This window comes from Paenibacillus sp. JMULE4, assembly GCF_013337105.1.
GTDB classification, from domain to species: domain Bacteria; phylum Bacillota; class Bacilli; order Paenibacillales; family NBRC-103111; genus Paenibacillus_G; species Paenibacillus_G naphthalenovorans.
On the sequence record NZ_SGWF01000012.1, the window covers coordinates 316,409 to 340,003 of the forward strand.

The 23,595-nt window shown below is 52.6% G+C and carries 21 protein-coding genes and 2 pseudogenes; 6 read left to right on the forward strand and 17 right to left on the reverse strand.

Annotation, left to right across the window (positions count from 1 at the left end; translation table 11 throughout):
* Positions 1-57: 57 nt before the first annotated feature.
* The 9 genes and pseudogenes from EXW96_RS11145 to EXW96_RS11185 form a co-directional block, all read right to left on the reverse strand.
* The gene (locus tag EXW96_RS11145; RefSeq protein WP_174350561.1) at positions 58-558 is read right to left on the reverse strand and encodes a 3-phenylpropionate/cinnamic acid dioxygenase subunit beta; all 501 of its coding nucleotides are present in this window, start codon (positions 556-558) and stop codon (positions 58-60) included.
* Complete coding sequence (locus tag EXW96_RS11150; RefSeq protein ID WP_174350599.1) at positions 551-1,945, reverse strand: aromatic ring-hydroxylating oxygenase subunit alpha; 1,395 nt, start codon at positions 1,943-1,945, stop codon at positions 551-553. The genes EXW96_RS11145 and EXW96_RS11150 overlap by 8 nt, the downstream gene beginning before the upstream one ends.
* Before the next feature lie 70 nt (positions 1,946-2,015).
* Positions 2,016-2,846 (reverse strand): DODA-type extradiol aromatic ring-opening family dioxygenase, encoded by an 831-nt coding sequence (locus tag EXW96_RS11155; protein ID WP_054817586.1) that lies wholly within the window; start codon positions 2,844-2,846, stop codon positions 2,016-2,018.
* 31 nt (positions 2,847-2,877) lie between these two features.
* A complete protein-coding gene (locus tag EXW96_RS11160) occupies positions 2,878-3,072 on the reverse strand; it encodes a 4-oxalocrotonate tautomerase (protein WP_054817585.1) in 195 nt (64 codons plus the stop codon).
* A gap of 30 nt (positions 3,073-3,102) precedes the next feature.
* Entirely contained in the window at positions 3,103-3,888 is a 786-nt protein-coding gene (locus tag EXW96_RS11165) for a 2-keto-4-pentenoate hydratase (protein ID WP_074728051.1), read from the reverse strand.
* A gap of 13 nt (positions 3,889-3,901) precedes the next feature.
* The gene (gene dmpG, locus EXW96_RS11170; RefSeq protein ID WP_062406367.1) at positions 3,902-4,930 is read right to left on the reverse strand and encodes a 4-hydroxy-2-oxovalerate aldolase; all 1,029 of its coding nucleotides are present in this window, start codon (positions 4,928-4,930) and stop codon (positions 3,902-3,904) included.
* A 14-nt stretch (positions 4,931-4,944) separates the two neighbouring features.
* Positions 4,945-5,829: an acetaldehyde dehydrogenase (acetylating) gene (locus EXW96_RS11175; protein WP_054817584.1), complete on the reverse strand. Its 885-nt coding sequence runs from the start codon at positions 5,827-5,829 to the stop codon at positions 4,945-4,947.
* A 46-nt stretch (positions 5,830-5,875) separates the two neighbouring features.
* Positions 5,876-6,664 (reverse strand): 2-keto-4-pentenoate hydratase, encoded by a 789-nt coding sequence (locus tag EXW96_RS11180; protein ID WP_254611341.1) that lies wholly within the window; start codon positions 6,662-6,664, stop codon positions 5,876-5,878.
* Between the two features lie 12 nt (positions 6,665-6,676).
* Positions 6,677-8,142 (reverse strand): annotated as a pseudogene (locus tag EXW96_RS11185) (aldehyde dehydrogenase).
* Positions 8,143-8,423: 281 nt separating this feature from the next.
* Between EXW96_RS11185 and EXW96_RS11190 the strand changes: the two are divergent.
* Positions 8,424-9,359, forward strand: coding sequence for an amidohydrolase family protein (locus EXW96_RS11190; protein ID WP_074728055.1), 936 nt, complete (start codon positions 8,424-8,426; stop codon positions 9,357-9,359).
* Between the two features lie 116 nt (positions 9,360-9,475).
* Positions 9,476-10,660 carry a 4-hydroxybenzoate 3-monooxygenase gene (gene pobA, locus EXW96_RS11195; protein ID WP_074728057.1) on the forward strand — a complete coding sequence of 395 codons (1,185 nt, stop codon included), beginning with the start codon at positions 9,476-9,478 and terminating at the stop codon, positions 10,658-10,660.
* Between the two features lie 190 nt (positions 10,661-10,850).
* Here the strand turns inward: pobA and EXW96_RS27455 are convergent.
* The 7 genes and pseudogenes from EXW96_RS27455 to EXW96_RS11230 all read right to left on the reverse strand — a co-directional run.
* Positions 10,851-11,027: pseudogene (locus EXW96_RS27455) on the reverse strand (aldehyde dehydrogenase family protein); the annotation flags it as partial.
* Positions 11,028-11,126: 99 nt separating this feature from the next.
* Positions 11,127-12,392 (reverse strand): pyridoxal-phosphate-dependent aminotransferase family protein, encoded by a 1,266-nt coding sequence (locus EXW96_RS11205; protein ID WP_074728059.1) that lies wholly within the window; start codon positions 12,390-12,392, stop codon positions 11,127-11,129.
* Positions 12,389-13,675, reverse strand: a complete 1,287-nt coding sequence (locus EXW96_RS11210; RefSeq protein ID WP_074728061.1) for a Zn-dependent hydrolase — start codon at positions 13,673-13,675, stop codon at positions 12,389-12,391. Before EXW96_RS11210 ends, EXW96_RS11205 begins: the two co-directional genes overlap by 4 nt.
* 131 nt (positions 13,676-13,806) lie before the next feature.
* Positions 13,807-15,171, reverse strand: a complete 1,365-nt coding sequence (locus tag EXW96_RS11215) for an allantoinase (protein WP_074728062.1) — start codon at positions 15,169-15,171, stop codon at positions 13,807-13,809.
* Positions 15,172-15,244: 73 nt separating this feature from the next.
* Complete coding sequence (locus EXW96_RS11220) at positions 15,245-16,342, reverse strand: ABC transporter substrate-binding protein (RefSeq protein WP_174350563.1); 1,098 nt, start codon at positions 16,340-16,342, stop codon at positions 15,245-15,247.
* A gap of 28 nt (positions 16,343-16,370) precedes the next feature.
* The gene (locus tag EXW96_RS11225; protein WP_062406346.1) at positions 16,371-17,231 is read right to left on the reverse strand and encodes an ABC transporter permease; all 861 of its coding nucleotides are present in this window, start codon (positions 17,229-17,231) and stop codon (positions 16,371-16,373) included.
* Between the two features lie 12 nt (positions 17,232-17,243).
* Positions 17,244-17,969, reverse strand: coding sequence for an ABC transporter ATP-binding protein (locus EXW96_RS11230; RefSeq protein WP_074728068.1), 726 nt, complete (start codon positions 17,967-17,969; stop codon positions 17,244-17,246).
* Between the two features lie 210 nt (positions 17,970-18,179).
* On the opposite strand from EXW96_RS11230, the gene EXW96_RS11235 reads away from it, so the two are divergent.
* The gene (locus EXW96_RS11235; RefSeq protein WP_174350564.1) at positions 18,180-19,835 is read left to right on the forward strand and encodes a PucR family transcriptional regulator; all 1,656 of its coding nucleotides are present in this window, start codon (positions 18,180-18,182) and stop codon (positions 19,833-19,835) included.
* A 76-nt stretch (positions 19,836-19,911) separates the two neighbouring features.
* Here the strand turns inward: EXW96_RS11235 and ggt are convergent, their stop codons facing one another.
* Positions 19,912-21,492: a gamma-glutamyltransferase gene (ggt, locus tag EXW96_RS11240; protein WP_062406340.1), complete on the reverse strand. Its 1,581-nt coding sequence runs from the start codon at positions 21,490-21,492 to the stop codon at positions 19,912-19,914.
* 222 nt (positions 21,493-21,714) lie between these two features.
* Here ggt and chrS point away from each other — a divergent pair, with 222 nt between their 5' ends.
* From chrS to chrA, 3 genes are read left to right on the forward strand one after another with little or no spacing between them, the layout of a single operon-like run.
* Positions 21,715-22,197, forward strand: coding sequence for a chromate efflux transcriptional regulator ChrS (gene chrS, locus EXW96_RS11245; protein ID WP_062406338.1), 483 nt, complete (start codon positions 21,715-21,717; stop codon positions 22,195-22,197).
* A 4-nt stretch (positions 22,198-22,201) separates the two neighbouring features.
* A complete protein-coding gene (gene chrB / locus EXW96_RS11250) occupies positions 22,202-22,813 on the forward strand; it encodes a chromate efflux transporter ChrB (RefSeq protein ID WP_082660583.1) in 612 nt (203 codons plus the stop codon).
* Positions 22,801-23,340 (forward strand): chromate efflux transporter ChrA, encoded by a 540-nt coding sequence (gene chrA / locus EXW96_RS11255; RefSeq protein WP_062406334.1) that lies wholly within the window; start codon positions 22,801-22,803, stop codon positions 23,338-23,340. Before chrB ends, chrA begins: the two co-directional genes overlap by 13 nt.
* Positions 23,341-23,595 lie beyond the last annotated feature (255 nt).

The window sequence follows — 23,595 nt, forward strand, 5'->3', positions numbered from 1 at the left end:
CATTCAAAGTAAGCGCTTTACTTTTGTCCCCCTAAATCATTCCAAACGTGCTTTGGTTCATAAAAACATACTTAAATTCATCACATTTAATACGGTTTGATCAGGATAGATCGTCCTCGAAGCGATTTTCCATTGGCCGTTTACTTTCCGGAGCACATCGAGCCGCTCTCCAAAGATTTCTTCCGTTGCAATATCTCCCGCTCTGCTTCGCTTGAACAAAAAATAGCTTCTGACCTCGAACCCGTTCTCATCAGAACCCGATTCGACAAAAATATTCGATATAAAATGACGGGTTCTCGGAGCCGGATTCTCCGCCCAGGCCGATGCGGTATCCAGCCTTTTCACGCGCGTGGTCAACGATGTTTTGGTTTCTTCAAAAAAAGTCATCTCTTCCACAATGCTGGAGCCCTCTTTATTTTCGCGTGTCGCCCTAAGAGGCATTCGATAAATGATGTCGTCCGTAAATAAATCCAGCCATTCCCCAAACCGCCGGTCGTCCAGCAAAAAGGCTTCCTGGTGAAGAAAGCGGGTAATTTGGAGTTGCAGCTCACTATTCATCGCCATGGCCCCCCGCATATTCCTTTCGCATCATTTCCTGTTCATTTTCCGGTCCTTCCCCGGTAAGAAGCTCCAACCAATACTCATGGGTTGCTCTGGATATCGCATCCAGATAACAAGTCGGATAGGCAACGCCGGGTCCGGGCCACGTGTCATCCGGCAGTACCCGGTCAAGACCCATTAAATAATTGAGCAGATTGTTATAGCTGTGGTCTTTGCTTCGGGCCATGATCCCTTTGCTTGATTGGGTCACGCGGATCCAAATCTCCGTATCGTCCTGCTCCAACGTGCCCGAAGGGCCGAAGGAGCTGATATAGCCTTTATAGGCGTCTTCTTTGTATTCGTCCGATGCGGCCTTATCGATCATAAACCAGGACCAAATCTCAATTTTCTCCGGACCTAGCGGGCGCCATACGCGGAAATTCAAGTAATTGTGCAAATGCCCTTCACTTCCATGCACCGGACTAACGAACGACAAATTCGGGAAAATGGAACCTACAAGAACGGTTGCTTTCGAGAAAACCTTTAATTGATCCTCATTCAAGTTTCTTTCGAACATCGGCCACATCTCTTGGGGTAAGCCTTGATACGGGGGTCTTTGCGGTTTGCCCGGAGCGGAGGCCGTGATTACGTTCACTCCATGTCCATGCTGCAGCACCACTTGATGCCCGTAACCGGCATACAGCGGGTCCTGCGGACTGATGCCCATTTCAACCGTCGAACGGTGCGTGGTTTGGACATGATAGGGATCTCCAGAGAAGTTCTCCAATACCAGCTTCCAATTGGTATTCACTACCCATCGCTGCGGGAGTCCCCTGACCTCCATGCCTCCATCGCTGCGACCCAGCATGATGTCCATATACCATTTCATATCTCCAAGATATTCTTCCAACGACATGGCATTCGGGTCCAAATTGCCAAAAATCATGCCTTGGTACACGCCGACCTGAGGAATGGGACGCAGCCCCCACTCATCCTTTTTCATTTCTCCGCCATACACCTTGTCACCGGCTACGACGCCAATGAGGTCGCCGTTCAAGTTAAAGCTCCACCCATGGTATGGGCAAGTAAGCGTTTTCTTTTTTCCGAAATCAGCAGTGCATAATTGTGTTCCCCGATGCGGGCAGGAATTGAGAAATGCCTTCAGCTCCCCGCTATTGGTCTTCACCAGCAAAACCGGATCATTGACCATCCATCTTGTCACATAGCTTCCGGGTTCCTTCAGTTCCGTTTCATGCGCTAAAAATTGCCACGTATGAGCAAATATCTTGTCGATTTCCATCTCGTAAATTTGAGGATCCGTTAATATCCACTGGGGAAGCAAGCCCTGCTTCATCTTTTCTTTGAGTGCCTGAAATACGTTTTTGTCTAACTCCTGTTTCAGCATCATTCCCAATCCTCCTTGCAGTTTGCGGATTCACAAGAAGCGGAAGATCTATTCGGGTCTGTTCCGGTTCTTATGCCGTGATATGGGCGGATTCTGTCGATCCGGGCTGAAAAGTCATCACCACATTGGCGCTTGCCGAGGATTGCCCGTATCCGTAATATTTGCTTGTATAATTTCCTTCCAGCACTCCGAGCAGCATCGCCAGATGGCGGCCCCCGGACTCAACGGACGCCGCTTTGGCATATTGGGGAAGCATCTTCCATGCCGATTGCAAATCATTGTGATTGAGATAGTCCAGGAATTGTTTATCCAGCGCCTGTTCGGATATGGACGGCATGACCTCGGGACCTCTCACAAGATTGTGGGAAAGCGCTCCGCTGCTTACAAAAACGGCCCGCTTTTCACTTTCCCGCAATACCTTTCCTACTTGCTGCCCCCACTGATAGGTTTCTTCCAAATTTGCCGCCCATGTCACGGAAAGATCGATAACCGGGATGTCCCCCTTGGGCACGAGATACCGGAGAGGGACAACAGTTCCATAATCCCACACATAGGTCGGATCATTTACTTTTACGACGGAAAGTCCGGCCTGCTGGCCCGCCTCCACCAACCGGCTCCCCAGCTGCTCGTCTCCGGGATATTCATAGGGAACATCGGAAATCAATTCGGGACATTCAAACGCCGTTAGAATGCCTTTGTGATGCGGTGTCGCATCCACAAGATGGTGAAAGCTCGACATCCAATGGCAGGAGATGAGGACGATGACATCCGGTTTCAGGCTTGCAATCACATCTGCGGCTTCATGCATGGATCGAACCAATTCTTTTTGAAACGCCGGTGCTTGCTCCTCATGGCACATACGAGGCGTGTGGGGTACCAGTAAACCCAATTCAATGGACATTTACATTTCCTCCTCCATGTTCATTCACAATTTATCTGCCCGGAATATCCGACACGGATACTCCGCCGATCCCCCAATGTGTTTTCGGTATTTCAGTGACAATCACACGGACGCTTTCTTTTTTTACTTCCAGTGTATGGCATACCGTCTCCGTAACATTCCGAATCACTTCCTTGACCTTCTCTTCGGATCTTCCTTCCAGCAGTTGAATATTCACAATGGGCATCGTATGGAATCCTCCGCTTACGGTATAGTTTTATTCTGTCACCCTAAAGCCAACCTGCCCCAATCCGTCAAACTTTGCCGTTATCGTATCGCCGGCGTTCAAGATCAGGGCGCCTGTTATACCTCCGGTCAAAATGATGTCTCCCGCTTTTACTTTCTCGCCTTTTCTGGCCAGCATATTGGCCAGCATAGCAACTGAATTGGCCGGATGTCCCAGGACGGCGGCTCCCACCCCCAAATCCTTGATTTCCCCATTGATCGAGAGGGTCACGCCGACCAAATCCAGCTCCAGGTTATCAGGCCGTTGAAGCACGGTTCCAAATACCACCCTGGAAGAGGAAGCATTGTCGGCAATGACATCCGGCAAGGTAAATTTAAAATTTTCGTAACGGCTATCGATAATCTCGAGCGCCGGCACCACATACTCCGTAGCGGCAAGCACCTGGGTTCCCGTAACGGCCGGGCCTTCCATATCTTTGCCCATGACAAAGGCGATCTCCGCCTCCACTTTAGGATGGATCAATTCCCGCATCGAAACCGTTCCGCCTTCGGGAACCGCCATATAGTCGAATATATATCCGTAAATCGGCTCTTCCACGTTCATTTGCTTCATTTTGGCCTGGCTGGTTAGACCCATTTTCGGTCCGATGATCCGATGCCCCCGCTGACGTTTGATCGCGACCAATTCAGCGAGCACTTGATAGGCATCCTCTATGGTCATGTCAGGATAATCAGCCGTAATTCGAACAACTTCACGTTTCTCCATTTCGGCCCGGTGCAGAAATTCGGCTGTAGATTTAAAATCGAGCGCGCGCATCTTCTTCCCTCCCCTAACGGACAGCAGGCTCCTGCCTGGATTTGGCGATTTCCGCCGCTACATCCACAATCATATCTTCTTGACCGCCGACCACTTTCCGCCTGCCAAGTTCAATTAAAATGTCCCGCGAATCAATATTGAATTTTTGGGCTGCACGCTTTGCATGAAGCAGAAAACTGGAGTAGACGCCCGCATACCCCATCACCAGGCTGTCTCTCGTGATCTCCTGCGGCACCTGGAGGATAGGCGCTACAATCTCTTCCGCCAGGTCCATCATTTTGTACAAGTCAACCCCTGTAGATAAACCTAATCGTTCCAAAACGGCAATTAAGACTTCCGTTTGGGTATTTCCGGCTCCCGCTCCCAGGCAGCGAACGCTGCCGTCGATTCGGGTAGCCCCTTCTTCTATAGCCACCAACGTATTGGCCATGGCAAGCGATAAATTGTTATGTGCATGGAATCCGATCGGAATGCCCAGATGCTGCCGAAGGGCCCGAATCCGCTCTTTCACTTCATGAGGGAGAAGGGCTCCCGCCGAGTCGACGACATAGACGGTATCCGCTCCGTAGCTCTCCATCAATTTGGCCTGTTCAACAAGCTTTTCGACCGGAGCCATGTGAGACATCATCAGAAATCCAACCGCTTCCAATCCAAGCTCCTTGGTTAAAGCGATATGCTGCGCCGACACATCCGCCTCTGTCACATGGGTAGCAATACGCGCCATTTTGACGCCCAGGTTTGCGGCCTGCCTCAGCTCTTCCATCGTACCGATGCCGGGCAAAAGCAGTACGGCTATCCGGGCTTGCCGGCATACCGCTACCGCAGCCTCAATCAATTCCAGCTCATGGGTGCGGGATAGGCCATACTGCAGGGACGAACCGGCCAGCCCGTCTCCGTGAGACACCTCAATATAAGGGATGTTCGCTTCATCCAGCGCTTTGGCCACTTTGGACACCTGGTCTACGGTATACTGGTGGGCGATCGCATGGCTTCCGTCACGCAATGCCACTTCGGTGATTAAAATCCGCTTATCTTGCGTCATGAATGCTCCCTCCTTTATATCGCTTTTTGCGTCAAACGGTGCTGCGCCAATTCTTCGGCCACCTTCACGGCTGCGGCCGTCATGATATCGAGGTTGCCCGAGTACTTCGGCAGGTAATCCCCCGCGCCTTCCACTTCCAGAAATACGGTGACTTTATTTCCTTCAAAGATGGGCTCCGTTCTCAACCGATAGCCGGGAACGTAAGATTGTACCGATTTGACCATAGCGTAAATCGAATCCTTGATTTTGTCCTCGTCCAATTGTTCTTCCGCCACTAAAGCATACACCGTGTCCCTCATAAGAATAGGTGGCTCGGCCGGATTCAAAATAATAATGGCTTTTCCTTTTTGCGCCCCTCCGATAACTTCAATCCCCCGTGCCGTTGTTTGCGTAAATTCGTCAATGTTCGCACGCGTTCCCGGTCCTGCGCTTTTACTGGATATTGTCGCAACAATTTCCGCATATTGCACCGGACTGACCCGGTTGATCGCATGAACGATCGGGATGGTCGCCTGTCCTCCGCAAGTCACGAGGTTAATATTGTCCTCTGCGATATGCTCGCCAAGGTTGACCGGAGGAATGACCAAAGCGCCGACGGCGGCAGGGGTCAAATCAAGCACGCGCTTTCCCGCTTCCTTCAATAATTTCGCATGGCGGATATGCGCTTTAGCGGAAGTCGCATCAAACACAATGTCCGCAAGCTCCGGACGCTCCAGAAATCCCTTGATCCCCGTAGTAATCGTTTCGAATCCCCGCTCTTTGGCGCGAAGCAGACCGTCGGACTCCGGATCAATACCGATCATGGCGGTTAACTGCAGTATGTTGGAGCGCTCTAATTTCAGCATCAAATCCGTGCCGATATTACCTGATCCCAGAATGGCTGCTTTGATTTTGGACATGGAAGCCCACTCCTTTCATATCTTCGGTACCCTTCATGCTTGAACGCTAAAATCGAACCTTGACTTCGCCTAAATGGGCAAATCTCGCCAGGAAAGAATCTCCCGGCCCGGCATTTACGGCAGCGGAAAGAGCGCCTGAGAGAATCACCTCGCCTGCTTTGAGTACAATGCCAAACTCGGATAATTTATTGGCCAGCCAAGCCACGCATGCAGCCGGGTGTCCCAAAGCGGCCGCGCCCACCCCTGTGTTCATGATTTCGCCGTTCTTATACAGAACGACGCCAAGCTGTGCAAGATCGATCTGATCTACGGAATGAGGCGTTCCCCCTAACACATAAAGTCCGGAAGAAGCGTTGTCGGCGATCGTATCCTGCAGTTTAATTTTCCAGTCGGCTATCCTGCTGTCCACAATTTCCAGAGCAGGAATAATATAATCGGTGGCTTTCAAGACATCCATCACCGTAATCCCCGGCCCCGCCAAGTCCTGCTTCAGCACAAAAGCAATCTCGGCTTCGACTTTAGGCTGTAGTACCCGGTCCAAAGTGATTTGGCCCCCGTTTTCCGCCGCCATACTATCCAATAAGTGGCCGTAATCCGGCTGATCCACGCCTAGCAATTGCTGCATGGCAAGGGAGGTCAGGCCGATTTTCTTTCCGACGATGCGCTGTCCGGCGTCCACCTGCTTTTGAATGCCATAAAGCTGAACCTGATAGGCCTGCTCCACCGTCAAATCCGGATCAAGCTCCGTAAGGGGCGAAACCCCTTGACGTTCTGCGACCGCCTTCTCAAGATGTTCGGCATATTGTATCGTTTTCCGATCAAACCTGGAACTCAACGCCATTCCCTCCTATAGTTTGATACAAACATTCGTCAATTCGGTATAGAACTCGAAGCTGTGAATACCGCCTTCACGACCAATGCCGCTTTGCTTCATACCGCCGAACGGAGTCCGTAAATCACGCAAAAACCACGTGTTCACCCAAACGATACCCGCTTCAATCCGGCCTGCTACCCGATGGGCCCGGCGCAGATCATTGGTCCATATCGACGCGCTCAAGCCGTAGTGTGTATCGTTGGCCTGGGCAATGACTTCTTCTTCTTCATCAAACGGCATCACCGTTACCACCGGCCCGAAAATCTCCTCGCGCACGACGCGGCAATTGCGGTTTAATCCTGTGATGATCGTCGGCTCAAGAAAATATCCCCTCTCCAATCCTTCGGGACGCTTGCCGCCGATCAGAATTTGCCCTCCTTCTTCCTGGGCCAGCCGGATATAGCCGGTTACACGCTCATAATGCTCCGCCCCTACAAGCGCCCCTACCTTTGAATGATGATCAAACGGATCTCCGACAACAAGCTCTTTGGCTTTCGCCGTAAATTTGTGCAGGAATTGTTCGTATACGGGCCGCTCTACATAAATGCGCGACCCGCACAAACACACTTCTCCCTGGTTAATAAAGCTCGATTTCAACGTGGTTTCAATGACTTCATCCAGATCCGCATCGGCAAAGATGATATTCGGATTTTTGCCGCCGAGCTCGTAAGAAAGCTTTTTAACGACCGGGAGGCCGCCTTCATGATGATTTTCCCGGTTTCCGTTTCCCCCGTGAAGGAAATGGCGTCTACATCGGGATGCTCCGATAATGCCGAACCGGCGGAATCGGGGCCAAAGCCGTTGACAATGTTCACCACGCCGTCGGGCACGCCCGCTTCGCGGCAAATTTCCCCCAGGATCGTAGCCGTCATCGGGGTTAATTCGGCCGGTTTGATGACGCACGTATTGCCAGCTGCAAGACAGGGAGCCAGCTTCCAGGTCAGCAATAGCAGAGGCAGGTTCCAGGGATTAATCAAGCCGACGACGCCTACTGGACGACGAATGGAATAGTTGATAGCAACGTCATCCGTATGGTAAGCTTCGTTGCCGACAGAACGCAGATAATCGGCAAAGAAATGAAAGTTAAAGGCGGAGCGCGGAATATCGACCGAGCTTGAAAGCCATAACGGTTTGCCGGTGTCCAGCGATTCCAGCCTGGCTAACTCATCCTTTCGCTCCAGAATAATATCTCCGATCCGGCGAATCACGGCAATACGGTCATTGAGGGTCATGGTTTTCCACGGTCCGTTTAACGCTCTTCTCGCCGCTCCCACAGCGAGGTCAATTTCTTCCTTCCCGCCTTCGGAGACCTTGCCCAATACTTCTTCCGTTGCCGGATTAATATTATCAAAGGTCCTTCCGTTGAAGGATGAAATATATTGTCCGTTTATGAAATGCTTGCAATCCATAGATCTTACTTGATCTTGTACAGCCGACATAAGTAAACCTCCTTATTTTTGGAAGGAATTTTTGGAATAAAATTGAAATACAGCGCTTACATATTGCTTTTTTATTAGCTTACCTGAATACAATTTTATATACAACACCATTGTTCCTCTATACGCAACAATTAAATTTATTTTTTAAAGTATTTTTTTGTGATCCCGGCTGTGCTAAAATAAGTACATTTCCTTATACAAGACTATCGTTCTTGTATATGCAACAATTTGGCGTCGATCACCGTGGCTTATGAAGCGGACGATGCAAGGAGCGTGGTTTGATGTTTGATGTACACACCCACTTTATTCCCCCGGATGTGATGCTCTGGCTGAAGGATCATCAACAGACCGTCCATGCCAAGTGGGAAAGAAGAGCACCGGATCAGGAAGATTTTCTAACGGTGAACGGCAAATGGAGCTTTGAACTGAAAAAGGCTTTTATTGAACCCCATCGATACCTGCAGGAACAGGAAGCGGCCGGCGTTGCTCATTCCCTGGTTTCACCGATCCCCCAGCTTTTTATGTATGACTTTCCCGATGAAATCACAGATGAACTCTCCGCCGTCTATAACCGATCGCTAGCCGATTGGGTCCAGGCCCATCCCGACAGAATTTCTGCATTGGCCACCGTTCCGCTGAACAATCCCGTTCTTGCGGCAAAAGAATTAAAGCAGGCGATGGAGTGGGGATTAAAAGGGGCCATTATCGGGCCCGGCCTATCCCATCGGATGCTGACGGACGATTTTTTTACCCCGTTCTGGGAGGAAGCCGATGCCCGGAGAGCGATTATTTTTATCCATCCGTTACTGTGCGAAGACCCTCGTCTAAAGAAGCGAATGATGCCCAATCTCATCGGCGTTCCCTGGGAGACGACGGTGTGTGCTGCGGATTTATTGCTGAGCGGAATGCTGGACAAATATCGGAACGTCAAAATATTACTGGCCCATGGAGGCGGATTTCTGCCTTACCAGATCGGGCGCTTGAATGAAGGCTATACCAAATGGAAAGCGGTTTCCTCTATGCTGGAAAGCCCTCCCGGCGATTATTTGCGCCGTTTCTGGTTTGACACGGTGCTGTGGAATGGAGCAAGCTTGCGCTGCCTGATTGATTTGGTAGGTGAAGAACAAGTGGTTCCCGGCTCCGATTTTCCATTCGATCTTTGCTCATGGCCCCCCGAATTCGACGGCGGAACCGGCATTAAGGGACTAATGGGATGACAGCTTCGGGCCGGCATTTTTTTGCCGGAATGAACGCGTTTGCGTTACGGTGGTAGGTTTTGATTTTCATAGATTTGGGATTTAAGCCAATAACATCATTACAGGAGGTCTCAACCATGCGTACACAAGTGGGAATTATCGGGGCGGGACCGGCAGGTCTCATGCTTTCGCATCTTCTGCATCTCCAGGGAATAGAGTCGGTCATCATCGAGAACCGGACCCGCGAAGAAATCGAGGGAACGATCCGTGCAGGCGTACTTGAGCAGGGCACCGTCGATCTCATGAAAGCAACGGGCGTCGGCGAACGGCTTAGCAGGGAAGCGCATTTTCACCATGGGATCGAGCTTCGCTTCAACCGCAAGGGCCACCGCATTAACATGCATGAGCTTACCGGCGGAAAGAATGTGACGGTATATGCCCAGCATGAGGTCATCAAGGATCTGGTTGCCGCCCGTCTCCAAGCCGGCGGGGAATTGATTTTCAATGCGGGCGACGTCAGCCTGCACGATCTGGACACCGCCACACCGAAAATCCGTTACCGCAAGGACAAAGCTGGAGAGCTCCAGGAAATCGTTTGTGACTTTATCGCCGGATGCGACGGCTTCCACGGCCCGTGCAGAGCGGCGATCCCGGGAACCGTCCGCAAGACTTACGAGAAAAAATATCCGCTCGGCTGGCTCGGCATCCTTATCGAAGCACCGCCGTCAGCGCCTGAACTGGTCTACGCCCATCATGAACGCGGTTTTGCACTGCTCAGCACACGTTCACCGGAGATTCAGCGCCTCTACATCCAGGTCGATCCCAGAGATGACATCGCCAACTGGTCCGACGACCGCATATGGACGGAGCTCCATGCCAGGCTGGAGACCGATGAAGGGTGGAAACTGATCGAAGGCCCGATTATTCAGAAGGGCATCATTGCCATGCGCAGCTTTGTGTGCGATCCGATGCAGTACGGCAGGCTCTTCCTGGCCGGAGACGCGGCGCATATCGTCCCGCCGACCGGCGCCAAAGGGCTTAATCTGGCCGTTGCGGATGTCCAAGTCCTGGCACGCGGCTTTGACGCCTTCTACAAAACCAGAAAAACGGAGCTGCTTGAGCGTTATTCCGCGACCTGTCTGCGCCGCATCTGGAAGGCTGAGCGCTTCTCCTCTTTCATGACATCACTGCTGCACGTCAATATGGACCACAGCCCGTTCGAGCGAGGTATCCAACTTGCCGAACTGGATTATATCACTTCCTCCCGGGCCGCCTCGACCAGCCTTGCAGAGAACTATGTCGGGCTCCCCATGGAATGGTAAGAAAAACACAACGGGCGCACACCGATTAGGTGATGCGCCCGTTGAGCATGGTCTCCTATGGATATGTATACTTTATAGGCGTAGGCCGCCTCCAGCTGCAATGCCGGACGACGGCCGCTGCATTGACCTTTGATCTATTTTCAACCTTGTCAGCTTGGGTATGGGAAATCCGAGGTTTTACCGTTTGATCAAATCTGCCGCTGCCGCTTGCTTTGTTTCCTCCAAACGGAATCACGGGACTGTCATTCACCGTTTGGTCGGTCATATGGGTCATTCCGCTCTCGATTTGCAGCGCAAGCTCCTCTCCTCTTTCCAGATCAGACGTAACGATAGAGGAGCTTAAACCATATTCCGTATCGCTTGCGATGGCGCTGGCAGTGGGGGTGTGCCTCTCCCGCTGGCCACTGCGCTGAAAATCAGCCTTACAGGCGGCGTTTTCCCGGCGCCTGTTAGATGGATTTTCAATCTAACGGACGCCAGCGGACGCCTCATACACAGTGCCTTTCGCTTCCATATACACATCTAACGCAGCCTGCACGGCCCGGCCGGCGTCGATTTTGGCCCGGTGCCGGATCAGCACGGCTTCAAGCGCGCCCAGCACATGAAGCACATTTCTTTGATTGCTGCTGTATCCCATGGTACCGATTCTCCAAATTTTCCCCTTCAGCGGGCCGAAGGAGCTGGCAATCTCCACGCTAAACTCGCTGAGCAGCATATGCATCACCGAATCCCCCGATATTCCCTCCGGGACTTGAACACAGGTCACTACCGGAAGCTTGCAGTCCGGATCGCCGAACAGCAACAATCCCATGGCCTGCAGCCCGGCGACCAGAGCCTTTTCCTGGAGCTTATGCCGGGCAAAACGCTGCTCCAATCCCTCCTCCAGCACAAGGCGCAAGCCTTCCCTGAGCGCATACAGCATGGAGGTAGCCTCCGTATGGTGGTTCAAACGGCGCGGTCCCCAATAGTCCTGCAGCTGGCTCAAGTCGAAATAATTGCTGCGGATCGTTCTCCCCGAACAGCTCAAGTCGACATGGGGATCGCGCAGCCCGCGCTCCACTTGCTTGCGTTTGCGGATTTTCGATTCCGCTCTTTCGTTGTAGGTGATCGGGGCCATGCCGGACGGCACCGACAGGCATTTTTGCGTACCGCCTATCGCCGCATCAATCATCCATTCGTCTACCCGTACGTCCGTCCCTCCGATCGTAGCCACCGCATCCACAATGAACAGCGCATCCAGCTCCCGGCACGCCCGGCCGATCTCCTGAAGAGGCTGCATCCGGCCTGTAGACGTCTCTCCGTGCACCATAGCAACCACATCCGGACGTTCCCGCTTCATCAAGGCGATGACCTGCCCGGGGTCAAATACTTTGCCCCACTCTTGTTCCATTGTCATCACCTCGGCTCCGCACCGCTCGGCGATTTCCGCGAGAAGATGTCCGAATCGCCCGTAAATGGGAACCAATACCTTGTCGCCCGGCTCAATAAGACTGACCATGACGGCCTCGATACCGGAGCGGGAAGTACCGTCGATCGGAAAGGCATACTCATTCCCGGTTTGAAACACTTCACGCAGCATGCCCATCGTTTCATTCATGATATCGGTAAATTCGGGATCGAACTGCCCCAGAATCGGCGTGGCCATCGCCCTCAGCACGCGCGGATCCACCTCCACAGGGCCGGGGGTCATGATGGTGCGCAATGACGGTGCCAGATCTTTGTATTTTCTCATCGCAATTCCTCCTTGTAACCGTACAAATACAACCATTCCACCAACGTAACGATGCCGTCCGCCAAATCCCGGGGATCGCTGTACTCCAGCGGCGAGTGGCTGATCCCTTCTTTGCTCGGAACAAACAGCATGGTCGTCGGGCAGACTGCCTGAAACATCTGCGCATCATGCCCCGCTCCGCTGAACATAGAGCGGTAGGCAAAGCCGCGCCCTTCACAGATGGATGCCAAGCTGCGGTTCATATCCGCATTCATCCGGACCGGGTGCATGCTCATCCATTCATGAAAATCGACCGACAGCTGCCTCCGCTCGGCGATCTCTGCAAAAACGCTCTTGAATGTGCTGCAAAACTGCTCCAGCACTTCCGAATCGGCATCGCGAACATCCACCGTAAAAACGACCTGGCCGGGGATGACATTGGCCAAATTAGGCTGTACCTGCAGTTGACCCGTCGTAGCCACGAAAGGCTCCCTTTGCGACAAAGCCGTTTTTTCCAGAAACGCTATCATTTCGCACGCTCCGGCCAATGCATCCCGGCGCAGCTTCATCGGTGTGGTTCCCGCATGGTTGGCCGTTCCGTCGACCCGCACCATAAACCGCTTTTGCCCGACGATGCCGTCCACGATTCCGATAGACAGCCGTTCCCGTTCGAGGACTAATCCCTGTTCGATATGCAGCTCTATGAAGCCGGCAAGAGCGCTGCGGCGCGGCGACGGATACCTGCCGAGCCCGAAGCCTGCGGCCTCCATCGCTTCCTGCAGGCTGATGCCGTCGATATCCCGAATCGCCGGAACCGCATCCAGAGCGTACTTTCCCGTAATATTGCCCGATCCCCAATACGTCAGCGGAAAACGGCTGCCCTCTTCTTCACACAATGAAACAACCTCCAGCGTTCTCCGCGGAGCCCCAAACCGTTCCTGCAAATATGTCAGCGCAATCATGCCGGCCAATATCCCGTAAGCGCCGTCGTACCTGCCGCCGCACTTGACGGTGTCGAGATGGGAACCCGTCAGCAGGACCGGCTCATCCGGACAGCTTCCCTCCAACCGCCCGAACAAATTGCCGCAATCGTCGTAATAGGCGTGCAGTCCCGCCTCTGCCATCCGCCGGGCCAGCGCTTGCTGGGCCAAGCTCCAGGCGTCGCTGTACAGGAAACGGGTAACTCCTCCCGACGCATCCTTGCCATAGTCCGCCAACCATTCAATCGCCTGCTGAATATCCGCTGCAAATCGTGAACGGTCGCTATCGGACACTTGAAGTTCGGTCACGTATTTATCTGCCATCTTGAAGCACCCTTTCACGAAAAATCTGCTCGGATTGTTTAACGATAACGATAAAGAAAATATGCATTTTCAGCGGTGCTGAACGCCTCCGAATCGCGGCCGCTCATCCCTGAACGGCTTTACTTGACGGTTCAGGAGCGCAGCCATCGTCCGTTTTTGGGATTCGTTATGCCGGATTGCCAATCATAAACGAGCTGCCCCCGAACGAGCGTGTACTTTACCCGGCATTCCATTTGTTTGCCTACATAAGGATTGTGCTTATGCCGGTCGTACAAATGCTCCTTCTGCAAAACGTAGGGCGCGGAAAAATCGACGATCGCCAAATCCGCATCCGCCCCTGGCCTGATCTCCCCCTTTGTACTGTGCAGCCCAAAGCGGCGGGCCGGATGGGTGGACAGCATGCGGCATAATAAAGGGAGCGGAATGTCCCGCCGGACGTAGCCTTCGCCAAGGAACAGCTCCAGAGAGCTTTGCGCCCCGGAAATGCCTCCCCAAATGTCGAACCAATTGTCGGACACCTTCAGCTCCGGCGGGCAGGGAGAATGGTCCGAGCTAATCATGTCGATATCTCCTTGCCTTATCGCCTCCCACAAGCCTTCCAGCTCCTCTTCCGTGCGCAGCGGAGGCGCGCACTTGGCCAGCGCCCCGATCTCCTCCATGGCATCGCCTGTGAGCATCAGGTAATGCGGGCAGGTTTCGAGCGTTACATTCAAGCCCGCCCGCTTGGCGGTACGGATCTCCATTACCGCCGCAGGACTGCTGATATGGACAAAATGCAGCGCGCAGCCCGTCAGCTCCGCATAATACAAAGCTCTGCGGACCGCTTCAAACTCGGCATAAATCGGCCTGGAGTGCAAATAATCCTTTGCTGAAACCAGTCCTTTGCTTTGCTTCTCGGCAGCCAGCGCGCTGATGATCGGTTCGCTTTCGGCATGCAGGGCGAGAATTTTGCCCAATCTTGCAATCTCCCGCATCCCCTGATAAAGCGTCCGGTCGTCGACTTCGCGAAAAGCCCCCTCCTGCTTCCCGCCGGCTGCGGACAGGAAGGCTTTAAACCCGATCACTCCCGCTTCCGCTAAAGGCGCAAGCTGCTCTACATTACCGGGAACAAGCCCGCCCCAGAACGCATAATCGATGCAGGAACGCTGCTTGGCCAGCTCCAGCTTTTCCTTCAAGGCCGCCACCGTCGTCGTCGGCGGGAGGCAGTTGAGCGGCATATCGAAGTATGTCGTGCACCCTCCTGCGGCCAGTGCGGCCGAACCGCTTGGAATGCCTTCCCAATCGCCCAGGCCCGGCTCATTCAAATGAACATGGACGTCGATCATCCCCGGAACGGCCACTTGACCTCTGGCGTCAATCTCCATTCGGGCGGACTCCGCAATCGTCTCCTGAATGCAGGTAATCACCCCTCCAGCAATGCCGATATCCATTCGCTCAATCCGGTCATACCCGACGATATGCCCGCCCTTGATCACTACATCGAATTCCGCCGCCATGCTGTTTCCTCCTAGTCCGTTTACAAAATCAGTCCTTAAGATCGGAAGCGATCTTCAGGACTGACATGATTTCTTACTTCAATTCCGCTTTCACCAATTCGGGCGCTACTTCTTTGAGCAGGCTCAAATCGTGATAGCTTTTCGGATCCTGCAGCTCCCTGATATTCCCTACGCTTTTCAAGTAGCTGCCAACCGCTTCTCCGTTGCTGTCATTCAAGTAGTTATCATTCACTTCCATGCTGTACACATTGCGGTTCATAATTTCGGTCAGTTCGGCTTCCGTTAAGCGGAGCTCCGGCGAAAGAATTTTGATCGCTTCCTCACGGTTATTGTTAATGAAATCGGTCGCCTTGTTCAGAGCACGCAGCACCGCTTTGATCGTATTCGGATTTTTCTTCAAAAAGTCGTCCGTGACCTGAATCGTCGTATGCACGCTCATCCAATTGACATCGCCTTGTTTGTCCGGCAGCTCACTCTTCGTCCCGCTGAACAAAAATTTGCCTCCGCCCTGGATCGCCTTCGTAATGAACGGCTCCCATGCAGCCATCGCATCGATATCGCCTTTCTCCAGTGCGGTAACGGCATCGCTGGGCGCCAGATTCACGTACTTGATCTTCTTTGCATCGACGCCAAGCTCTTTGGCCATGTTGTCGATCGCGATGACGACGTCCGCACCGTTTGGTACGCCGATCGTTTTTCCTTCCAGATCCTTCGCGCTTTTGAGCTCTAAATGTTTACCTCCCACCACGGCCTGCGTACCGGCAATTTGCGCCAGCGGGGCAACGATTTTCACGCCGACATTATTGGATTTCAAAATGATATCCATAAAGTTGGTCTGGATGCTGATCGGCGCGCTTCCTCCGGCGACCATCGGGCCGATGTCCGGACCGCTTTCAATCAACTGACTCGTAACCTCCAGGCCTTCTTCCTTAAAATAACCCTTCTTGTCGGCAATGATTTGCTGCGAAGAGATTTGCGCATCGCGCACACCTACGAGGGTGAACTGTTTCAATTCAATGCCGTCGTTTTTCACATCAGATGCGTTCGGCGTGCTGCTTCCGCCCGGTTCCGCCGCATTTCCAGGTGATCCGCCCGAACCGCATGCCGCCAGATTCAATGCCATGGCCAATACGACCATTGTGCTTCCCAAAAACTTCAAACGTTTTTTCATGGTTACCCCTCCGAATGTTGTGTGGTTTTTATTTCTCTACAGCGCTGCGCATGCCGTTTTTACGCCATGTCACCATTCTTCTCTCCAAGCGCTTTAAGAGATACGAGAAGAAACTGAACTCCAAGCCTATTAAAACAATCGCAACAAACATATTGGACATCTTGAAGTAGTTGCGAGCGTCAACGATAATGTAGCCCAATCCGGATTTGGCACCCATCATCTCCGATACGATCAGAGCTGAAAAACCAAGCCCCAGGCTGACCTGCGCACCGACAAAGATACTCGGAACGGCGGAAGGAAAGATGACTTTGAAAAAGATATGCCGCTCACTGGCACCCAGGCTCAGCGCCGACCGGATCAGCGTGGGATTGACCGACCGCAGTCCGTCCAGCGTATTGGTCAATACCGGAATGAACGTAGTCCATGCAATCAAAAGAATTTTGGGAAATTCTCCGATACCGAACCAGATGATGAAAATCGGAAGCAGCGCCAAAGCGGGAATCGGGCCGAGCAAATTCAAAATCGGACTGAGCCAATAATCCACTCTGCTGTATTTGTTCATTAACACCCCGACCGCTATGGCACAAACCATTCCGATGGCAAAGCCGACCAGAATGCGTGCGGTGCTCGCCGCAATACTGCTGGCGATCAGCCCCGTCTTGGCCAAGTACCACGCTTCCCGTACGATAGCCGAAGGCGCCGGAAGGAAGATCGGATTGAAAAAAGCGAATCTTCCATTCAGTGTGCTGACGGCTTCCCACAGCAGAAAGAAGACGACGACCGGCAGCAGTCCGTTATCGACCCAAGTTTTCTTTTTCCGCAGCATCCTGCCGCCCTTGGCCGAAACCAACGCTTTGGAGGCAACGAGAGAATCCGGCATTTTACTCATGACTTACGCTCCTCACTCATCTGTCAATAATTTTTGGATCTCGCGCATCAGCCCGATAAACTCCGGATGCTGGTTGGATCGCGGGCGGTCCATCGTTACCCGGAATTCTCCGGCTACATCTCCGTCCTTCATGACCATAATGCGGTCCGCTAAATAAACGGCTTCACTAAGGCTGTGCGTGATAAACAACACCGATGGGCGCAGTTCGAGCCAAATGCGAAGCAGTTCCTTTTGCATCATTTCCCGCGTAAGGACGTCCAGCGCCCCGAACGGCTCATCCATCAGCAAAATGTCGGGGCCGCTCGCAAGCGCCCTCGCAATCCCGACCCGCTGCTTCATCCCGCCGGACAACTGGTCCGGAAGATGCTCGGCATAATCCTCAAGCCCCACCAGCTTTAAGTATTTATGCGCGATTTCCCTGGCTTCCGCTTTGCTTTTGCCCTGCACCTCAGGACCGAAAGCGATGTTATCGATCACCTTGTACCAAGGAAATAAAGCGTGATCCTGAAACACAACTCCCCTTGATTTGGAAGGCCCTTTCACCGGCACCCCGTTTACCGTGACCGATCCGCTGTCGGGCTGCAAGAAGCCGGCGATCAGATTCAGCAGAGTGGATTTGCCGCAGCCGCTGTGGCCGAGGATACAAATAAACTCATGAGAGTCAACGTCAAAGGTAACATTTTTCAACACGCGTCTGCCTTCATAGCCTTTCTCCACATTTTGAACAGCTAATTGCAAGCCCCTCACCTCTTTTATGTTATAATTAATAACATATAACGAAACTGTTAACTACATAATACCACTCATTTTGTGATTTTCAATATTAAATGTGAACAATTTACACATTTACTTTTGTTCAGCTTGCACAAAATGAGGATTTAATGTACATTTTTCATAAGATAACACATTTTAATGTTATGTTTCATGACAATTAAAGAGGTGTTTCCATTGAAACTAGCGGATTTATTTCAACTGCCCTTGTATCAGAACATCCGGGTATTGGCCGGTCACGAAGGATTGCAGAGGCAGGTCAAGTCCATCAATATGATGGATGCCCCGGATATCATGGATTATTTGAAGCCCGATGAACTGCTGTTGACTACAGCATATGCGATTCGCGACCGCCCCGAGGAGCTGCTTCGTCTTGTTCGTCATATGGCGGCAAGCCAGTGCGCCGGTTTGGGGATCAAGACCAAGCGGTTCCTTGACCAGATCCCCAAAAGCGTCCTGGAGCTTGCCGACGAGATTCATTTTCCCATCATTGAGCTTCCTCTTCATCCGCCGCTTGGAGAGCTGCTGCAGGAATCGCTCAGCTACATAATGGAAAAGCGCAATGAGGAGCTTCGCTATGCTTTGCAAATGCACCGGGAGTTTTCCCGCCTGGTCATGCAGGGTCAAGGCATCCCGTCCGTTATCAACGCATTGTCTCCGCTTGTCGGCGGAACCGTCCTGCTGATCAACCACAGGCTGCAATTCGAGGCAGGCTCCGGACCGGTGACCGAACCTTTCGGCAGCCGGCTGCTGAGTCAAACGCGGGAGCTGCTTGCCAGGCGGGAGGACGGCCAAAGCCGCATTGTCTCTTTATGCTTTGTTCATGGAGGGCTCAAAGGGCCGGAGGTTGTATTTTATCCGATCGAACTGACGCAGCAGCGGTGCTTTCTGGTCCTGGTGAACGCACAAATGGATGATTCTCCTCTGCCCAAGCTTGCCATTGAACAAGCGGCGAATGTGATCGGGTTTGAGCTTATGAAGCGGCAGGCGGTCAAAGAAAGGTCGCGCCGTTTTAAAAACGAGTTTTTTGAGGATTTGGTAGAGGGGAGGTTTCGCTCGGTTGCGGAAATGCTTCACCAGGGAAAGCGTTACGGACTGCAGGAGCCGTACCCTTGTTTGTGTGTCGTAGGGAAAGTCGACGAATCGCTCGATTCGGCGGAAGACAATTTGTACAGCAAGCGGGACCGCATCTATGAACACCTGAAAACCATGCTTGCCGAACGGCAGCAGCCCTATATTCTTTTTAACAAGAAGGATCTGTTCGTGACTCTGTTGAAGTGGGAACGAAGTCTGCAGCAGCACGAATTTCAACTGTTGGACCGGCTCACGGATTTTCAGGAAAAGCTGTTCCAGACCGAACACATTTCGCTTTCCTTTGGCATCGGCAATCCTGTAGAACATCTGACGCTCATTCCATCCACTTACAAGGAAGCGCTGAATGCGCTCCATTTGGGCTATCAATCCAGGCAGTTCCGGTTTGTTCAATCGTACAGGGCCAAAGAAGTCGTGGAGCTGCTCAAAATGATTCCCCAGGAAGCGCTGGGCGATTTCTACAAGGAATCCTTTCATGCCCTGCTGGAGATCGATTTCCGCGAACGCGAGGAATTAATGAATACGGCGCGCGTATTTTTGGAGACGCACGGCCAAATCGCAGAAACCGCCAAACGGCTGTTTATTCATCGCAACACGGTCGCTTACCGCCTTCATAAGTATGAACAGTTGACGCGCCGCAGTCTCCGCGATCCGAACGACTCCCTGCGCTTCCGTCTCGCTTTTCTGATCGATAAGGTGCTGGAGGATTTTGCGCCCCGCGCACCGGCAAACGAATTTTAATGACAAAAAGCCCGCCCGTTTTTTTCTCTAAAGAGAAACGGGCGGGCTTCGGATTCACGCAAACCGCGCCATAGGGTTACCAGCCGATGGCCGCGCCGTCGCTGCGAGCGTCCGAACCGCCGCTGATGAACCCTTCCTCATCCACCATGATCACATGAGCATGGCCCATGATGCCGTCAAAGTCCTTTACCTTGCGTACGGTGTGACCGGCCTTGGCTAAAGCTTCTGTCACTTCCGGGGAGATGCGGCCTTCAACCCTCAGATCCTGCGTCGACGCCCCCCACGTCCTACCCCATACCCATCGCGGCTCATCAACAGCCTGCTGGGGATCCATTCCAAAATCGACCATACGGGTCAAGATCGCCGTTTGGGTTTGCGGTTGTCCCTCCCCTCCCTGCGTGCCGTAAAGAATAACCGGCTTGCCCTCACGGCAGGCCATCGCCGGCATCAACGTATGGAAGGTTCTTTTGCGCGGCTGCAGGCAGTTGGCATGCGCCGGGTTCAGCGAGAAGAACGATCCACGATTCTGCAGCGTAATGCCGGTATTCCCGGCCGTAACCCCCGAGCCGAATTCAAAGTACAGGCTCTGTATGAACGAAACGGCATTGCCCTCCTGATCGACCACGGCGGCATAGGCCGTATCGCTGCCCATTTGTTCAGCCTCCAGGCTCAGGGCGCGATCCATCCGGATGGAGGCCGCAAGCTCGCGGGCATACTCTTGGCTCAGCAGACGATGAAGCGGAATATCGGCAAAATCGGGGTCCGTCAAATATTCGTTGCGATCGCGAAACCCGAGTTTCAAGGCTTCGATCATCGAATGATAATATTCAAAAGACCCGTGCTCCATGCTGCCGAGGTCGAAGTTCTCCAGGATGTGAAGCGCCATCAAGCCCACAAAGCCTTGGGAATTCGGCGGCATTTGATAAACAGAGTACCCCCGGTACGACCCCTGCAATGGAGTGACCCAGTTCCCCTCATGATCGGCAAAGTCGTCCATGACCAGCAGTCCCCCCTGTTCCTGCAAATAGGAGGTCATCTCCTCCGCTATGGCACCCTTATAGAAAAAGTCCCTTCCATGCTGCGCCAATTCGCGCAGCGTTTGCGCCAGTTCAGCTTGCACGAAACGTCGGCCCGGCTTCACAATCCGCCCTTCCGGCAGGTAAATGGCCGATGTCGGTGCCGTCCCCCTCAGCATCGCCTCGTTCATAACCGTGTACTCGTATTGATTTCGGGACATCGCAAATCCTTTGGAAGCATACTCGATGGCCGGCGCAAGCACTTGCCCCAAGGTCAACCGTCCGTATTCACGAAGCATCGCATCCCAGCCGTCCACCATCCCCGGAACGGTTACAACGCTGAGCACACCGCGGGTTGGAATCTCGATCCGGCCCGCATAAACCTCCCGATTCGCCCGATACCCGGACCGACCGCTGGCGTTGTAGCCCCGCACCTGCCCGTCACTGTGATGATAAGTCAGCCAAAAGGAATCTCCGCCAAGACCGGTCATATGAGGATAGACCACAGCCAGGCAGGCGCTGACCGCCACAGCCGCATCAAATGCATTCCCGCCCTGTTCCAAGATACGGGCTCCGGCCGCCGAAGCCAAATAATGCGGACTCACCACCATCGTTTTTGTTCCCACAACCGCTTTCCTCATCTGCAGCCCCTCCTACATGGCATATAACCTGACATTTAATATTTTAAAAAATAACACGTTCTATCGCGCATAGCAACTAAAAAATTAAAAAATGTCATCATTTTTCTGAAATTGTATTGAAAATGAAGTTGATTGAATATATATTTATCCATATGGTAATGAAATCGAAATAATAACTTTCTTTTCGTAATTTATAATTCTTATAACAAGGAGTCGGTCTCTGTGCATTCCAGAACCTCCGGTGAAATTCCTCCGGTTCCCATCGATGAAATCGACCGTAAAATCATTGCCGCTCTCCATCAAAACGGAAGAATTTCTTACACCGATTTGGCCAAAGAAATCGGATTGTCCCGTGTAGCTGTTCAAGCCCGCATTAATGCCCTGATGGAGTCCGGCGTCATCGAACGGTTTACGGCCGTCATTAATCCCGAGAAAATCGGCATCCACGTATCCGCTTTTTTCAACGTGGAGGTCGAACCGAAGCATCTGCAAGATGTTGCCGAGCAGTTGGCGTCGGAGCCGGTCGTCACAAGCCTTTATCACATGACCGGACCGAGCAAGCTTCACATGCACGGTTTGTTTACGAACAACCTGGAGATGGAGACGTTTTTGAAGGAAAAGCTCTATAAGCTGCCCGGCATCATGAGCGTCGACTGCCAGGTTCTGATTACGCGGTACAAAAGCCGCATGGGAATGAGGTTATAAGAAGATGACCAAATCAAATGGAGTACGTCCTTATATGGATCTGGTATGGGCTATGGGCAGGACAGGGATTCTGGGCTTTGGCGGAGGACCTTCGGTGATTCCGTTAATCCGCTACGAAGCGGTAACCCGTTACCGCTGGATGGAGGATGACGAGTTTGGCGAGATTCTCGCTTTGGCCAATGCGCTGCCGGGGCCGATCGCAACCAAAATCGCCGCCTATCTTGGCTACCGGCAAAAAGGCGTTTCCGGTGCGATCATCTCCGTCCTGGCTCACATCATGCCTTCCGCTGTGGCCATGATCGCTTTGCTTTCGGCCGCCCAACTGCTGAGCGCCTCCCCGATCGTGCAGGGAATGATTGCAGCCGTGACGCCGGTGATCGCGGTTATGCTGGGGGTCATGGCTTACGAATTTGCCGAACGCGCCGTCAAAGGTCTCGGCAAGCCTGTCGGCTTCGCTTTATTTCTCGTCTGTTTTGCACTTTTGCAAATCATCGATATTCATCCGGCTTTCGTTGTCATTGCCTTTCTGGGGTATGGCGCTTTTCATTTCAAAACAACGGCATGGTTTAACAAGAAGAAAACCAGAAAAGAGGACTACACGACATGGAGTGGATAAATCTCTTCATCGGCTTTTTCCTAGCCAACGTACTCGGATACGGCGGCGGCCCCGCTTCCATTCCGCTGATGTATCAGGAAATCGTCGTTCGCCATCAGTGGGCGACGGATGCGCAGTTTTCCAATATTTTGGCTCTAGGCAACGCTTTGCCCGGTCCGATCGCCACGAAAATCGCCGCATTTGTCGGCTATGACACCGTCGGGTGGCTCGGCATGACGATTGCTTTGGCCGCAACCGTGGTTCCCACAGCGGCCGCGCTCATTCTGATGCTGAGAATACTGAACAAGCATCGCCAATCGCCGGTCGTCAAAGGAATGACGCTGCTTGTCCAACCCGTGATTGCCGTCATGATGGTCATCCTCACCTGGCAAATGGCATCCACCAGTTGGCAATCGCTCGGCCTGTGGCAATCCCTTGCGATTGCCGCCATTGCTTATTGGGCGATGGAACGGCGCAAAATTCATCCCGCCCTAGTCATTATCGGCGCCTTCGCTTACGGAGGATTGGTTCTGCCTTATTTTATATAATCGTTGGAGACTGCCGGTTTAAGCCGGTTTAACCATTCCCGTATCAGCCTCATCCGGTCCGCCCCGCCGTTTGGATACTGCGTGTATCCGAACGGCGGGGCGCTCGCATTAAAGAACGGTTTTATAAAAATACGGAGTAATTACTATATTTTATTTTATCCAAATATTGTACAATCATGGAAAAGAGCTGCGAACCAGCCAACGGACGACGGGTTTTTCACGAATCGATAAAACCGCTCTCCAAGCCTATCGAAC

What these genes read in the sequence shown, in the direction of transcription:
- EXW96_RS11145 (WP_174350561.1), bottom strand. Translation starts at nt 558, where the DNA reads ATGAATAGTGAGCTGCAACTCCAAATTACCCGCTTTCTTCACCAGGAA.
- EXW96_RS11150 (WP_174350599.1), bottom strand. Translation starts at nt 1,945, where the DNA reads ATGCTGAAACAGGAGTTAGACAAAAACGTATTTCAGGCACTCAAAGAA.
- EXW96_RS11155 (WP_054817586.1), bottom strand. Translation starts at nt 2,846, where the DNA reads ATGTCCATTGAATTGGGTTTACTGGTACCCCACACGCCTCGTATGTGC.
- EXW96_RS11160 (WP_054817585.1), bottom strand. Translation starts at nt 3,072, where the DNA reads ATGCCCATTGTGAATATTCAACTGCTGGAAGGAAGATCCGAAGAGAAG.
- EXW96_RS11165 (WP_074728051.1), bottom strand. Translation starts at nt 3,888, where the DNA reads ATGCGCGCGCTCGATTTTAAATCTACAGCCGAATTTCTGCACCGGGCC.
- dmpG (WP_062406367.1), bottom strand. Translation starts at nt 4,930, where the DNA reads ATGACGCAAGATAAGCGGATTTTAATCACCGAAGTGGCATTGCGTGAC.
- EXW96_RS11175 (WP_054817584.1), bottom strand. Translation starts at nt 5,829, where the DNA reads ATGTCCAAAATCAAAGCAGCCATTCTGGGATCAGGTAATATCGGCACG.
- EXW96_RS11190 (WP_074728055.1), top strand. Translation starts at nt 8,424, where the DNA reads ATGTTTGATGTACACACCCACTTTATTCCCCCGGATGTGATGCTCTGG.
- pobA (WP_074728057.1), top strand. Translation starts at nt 9,476, where the DNA reads ATGCGTACACAAGTGGGAATTATCGGGGCGGGACCGGCAGGTCTCATG.
- EXW96_RS11205 (WP_074728059.1), bottom strand. Translation starts at nt 12,392, where the DNA reads ATGAGAAAATACAAAGATCTGGCACCGTCATTGCGCACCATCATGACC.
- EXW96_RS11210 (WP_074728061.1), bottom strand. Translation starts at nt 13,675, where the DNA reads ATGGCAGATAAATACGTGACCGAACTTCAAGTGTCCGATAGCGACCGT.
- EXW96_RS11215 (WP_074728062.1), bottom strand. Translation starts at nt 15,171, where the DNA reads ATGGCGGCGGAATTCGATGTAGTGATCAAGGGCGGGCATATCGTCGGG.
- EXW96_RS11220 (WP_174350563.1), bottom strand. Translation starts at nt 16,342, where the DNA reads ATGAAAAAACGTTTGAAGTTTTTGGGAAGCACAATGGTCGTATTGGCC.
- EXW96_RS11225 (WP_062406346.1), bottom strand. Translation starts at nt 17,231, where the DNA reads ATGAGTAAAATGCCGGATTCTCTCGTTGCCTCCAAAGCGTTGGTTTCG.
- ggt (WP_062406340.1), bottom strand. Translation starts at nt 21,492, where the DNA reads ATGAGGAAAGCGGTTGTGGGAACAAAAACGATGGTGGTGAGTCCGCAT.
- chrB (WP_082660583.1), top strand. Translation starts at nt 22,202, where the DNA reads ATGACCAAATCAAATGGAGTACGTCCTTATATGGATCTGGTATGGGCT.
- chrA (WP_062406334.1), top strand. Translation starts at nt 22,801, where the DNA reads ATGGAGTGGATAAATCTCTTCATCGGCTTTTTCCTAGCCAACGTACTC.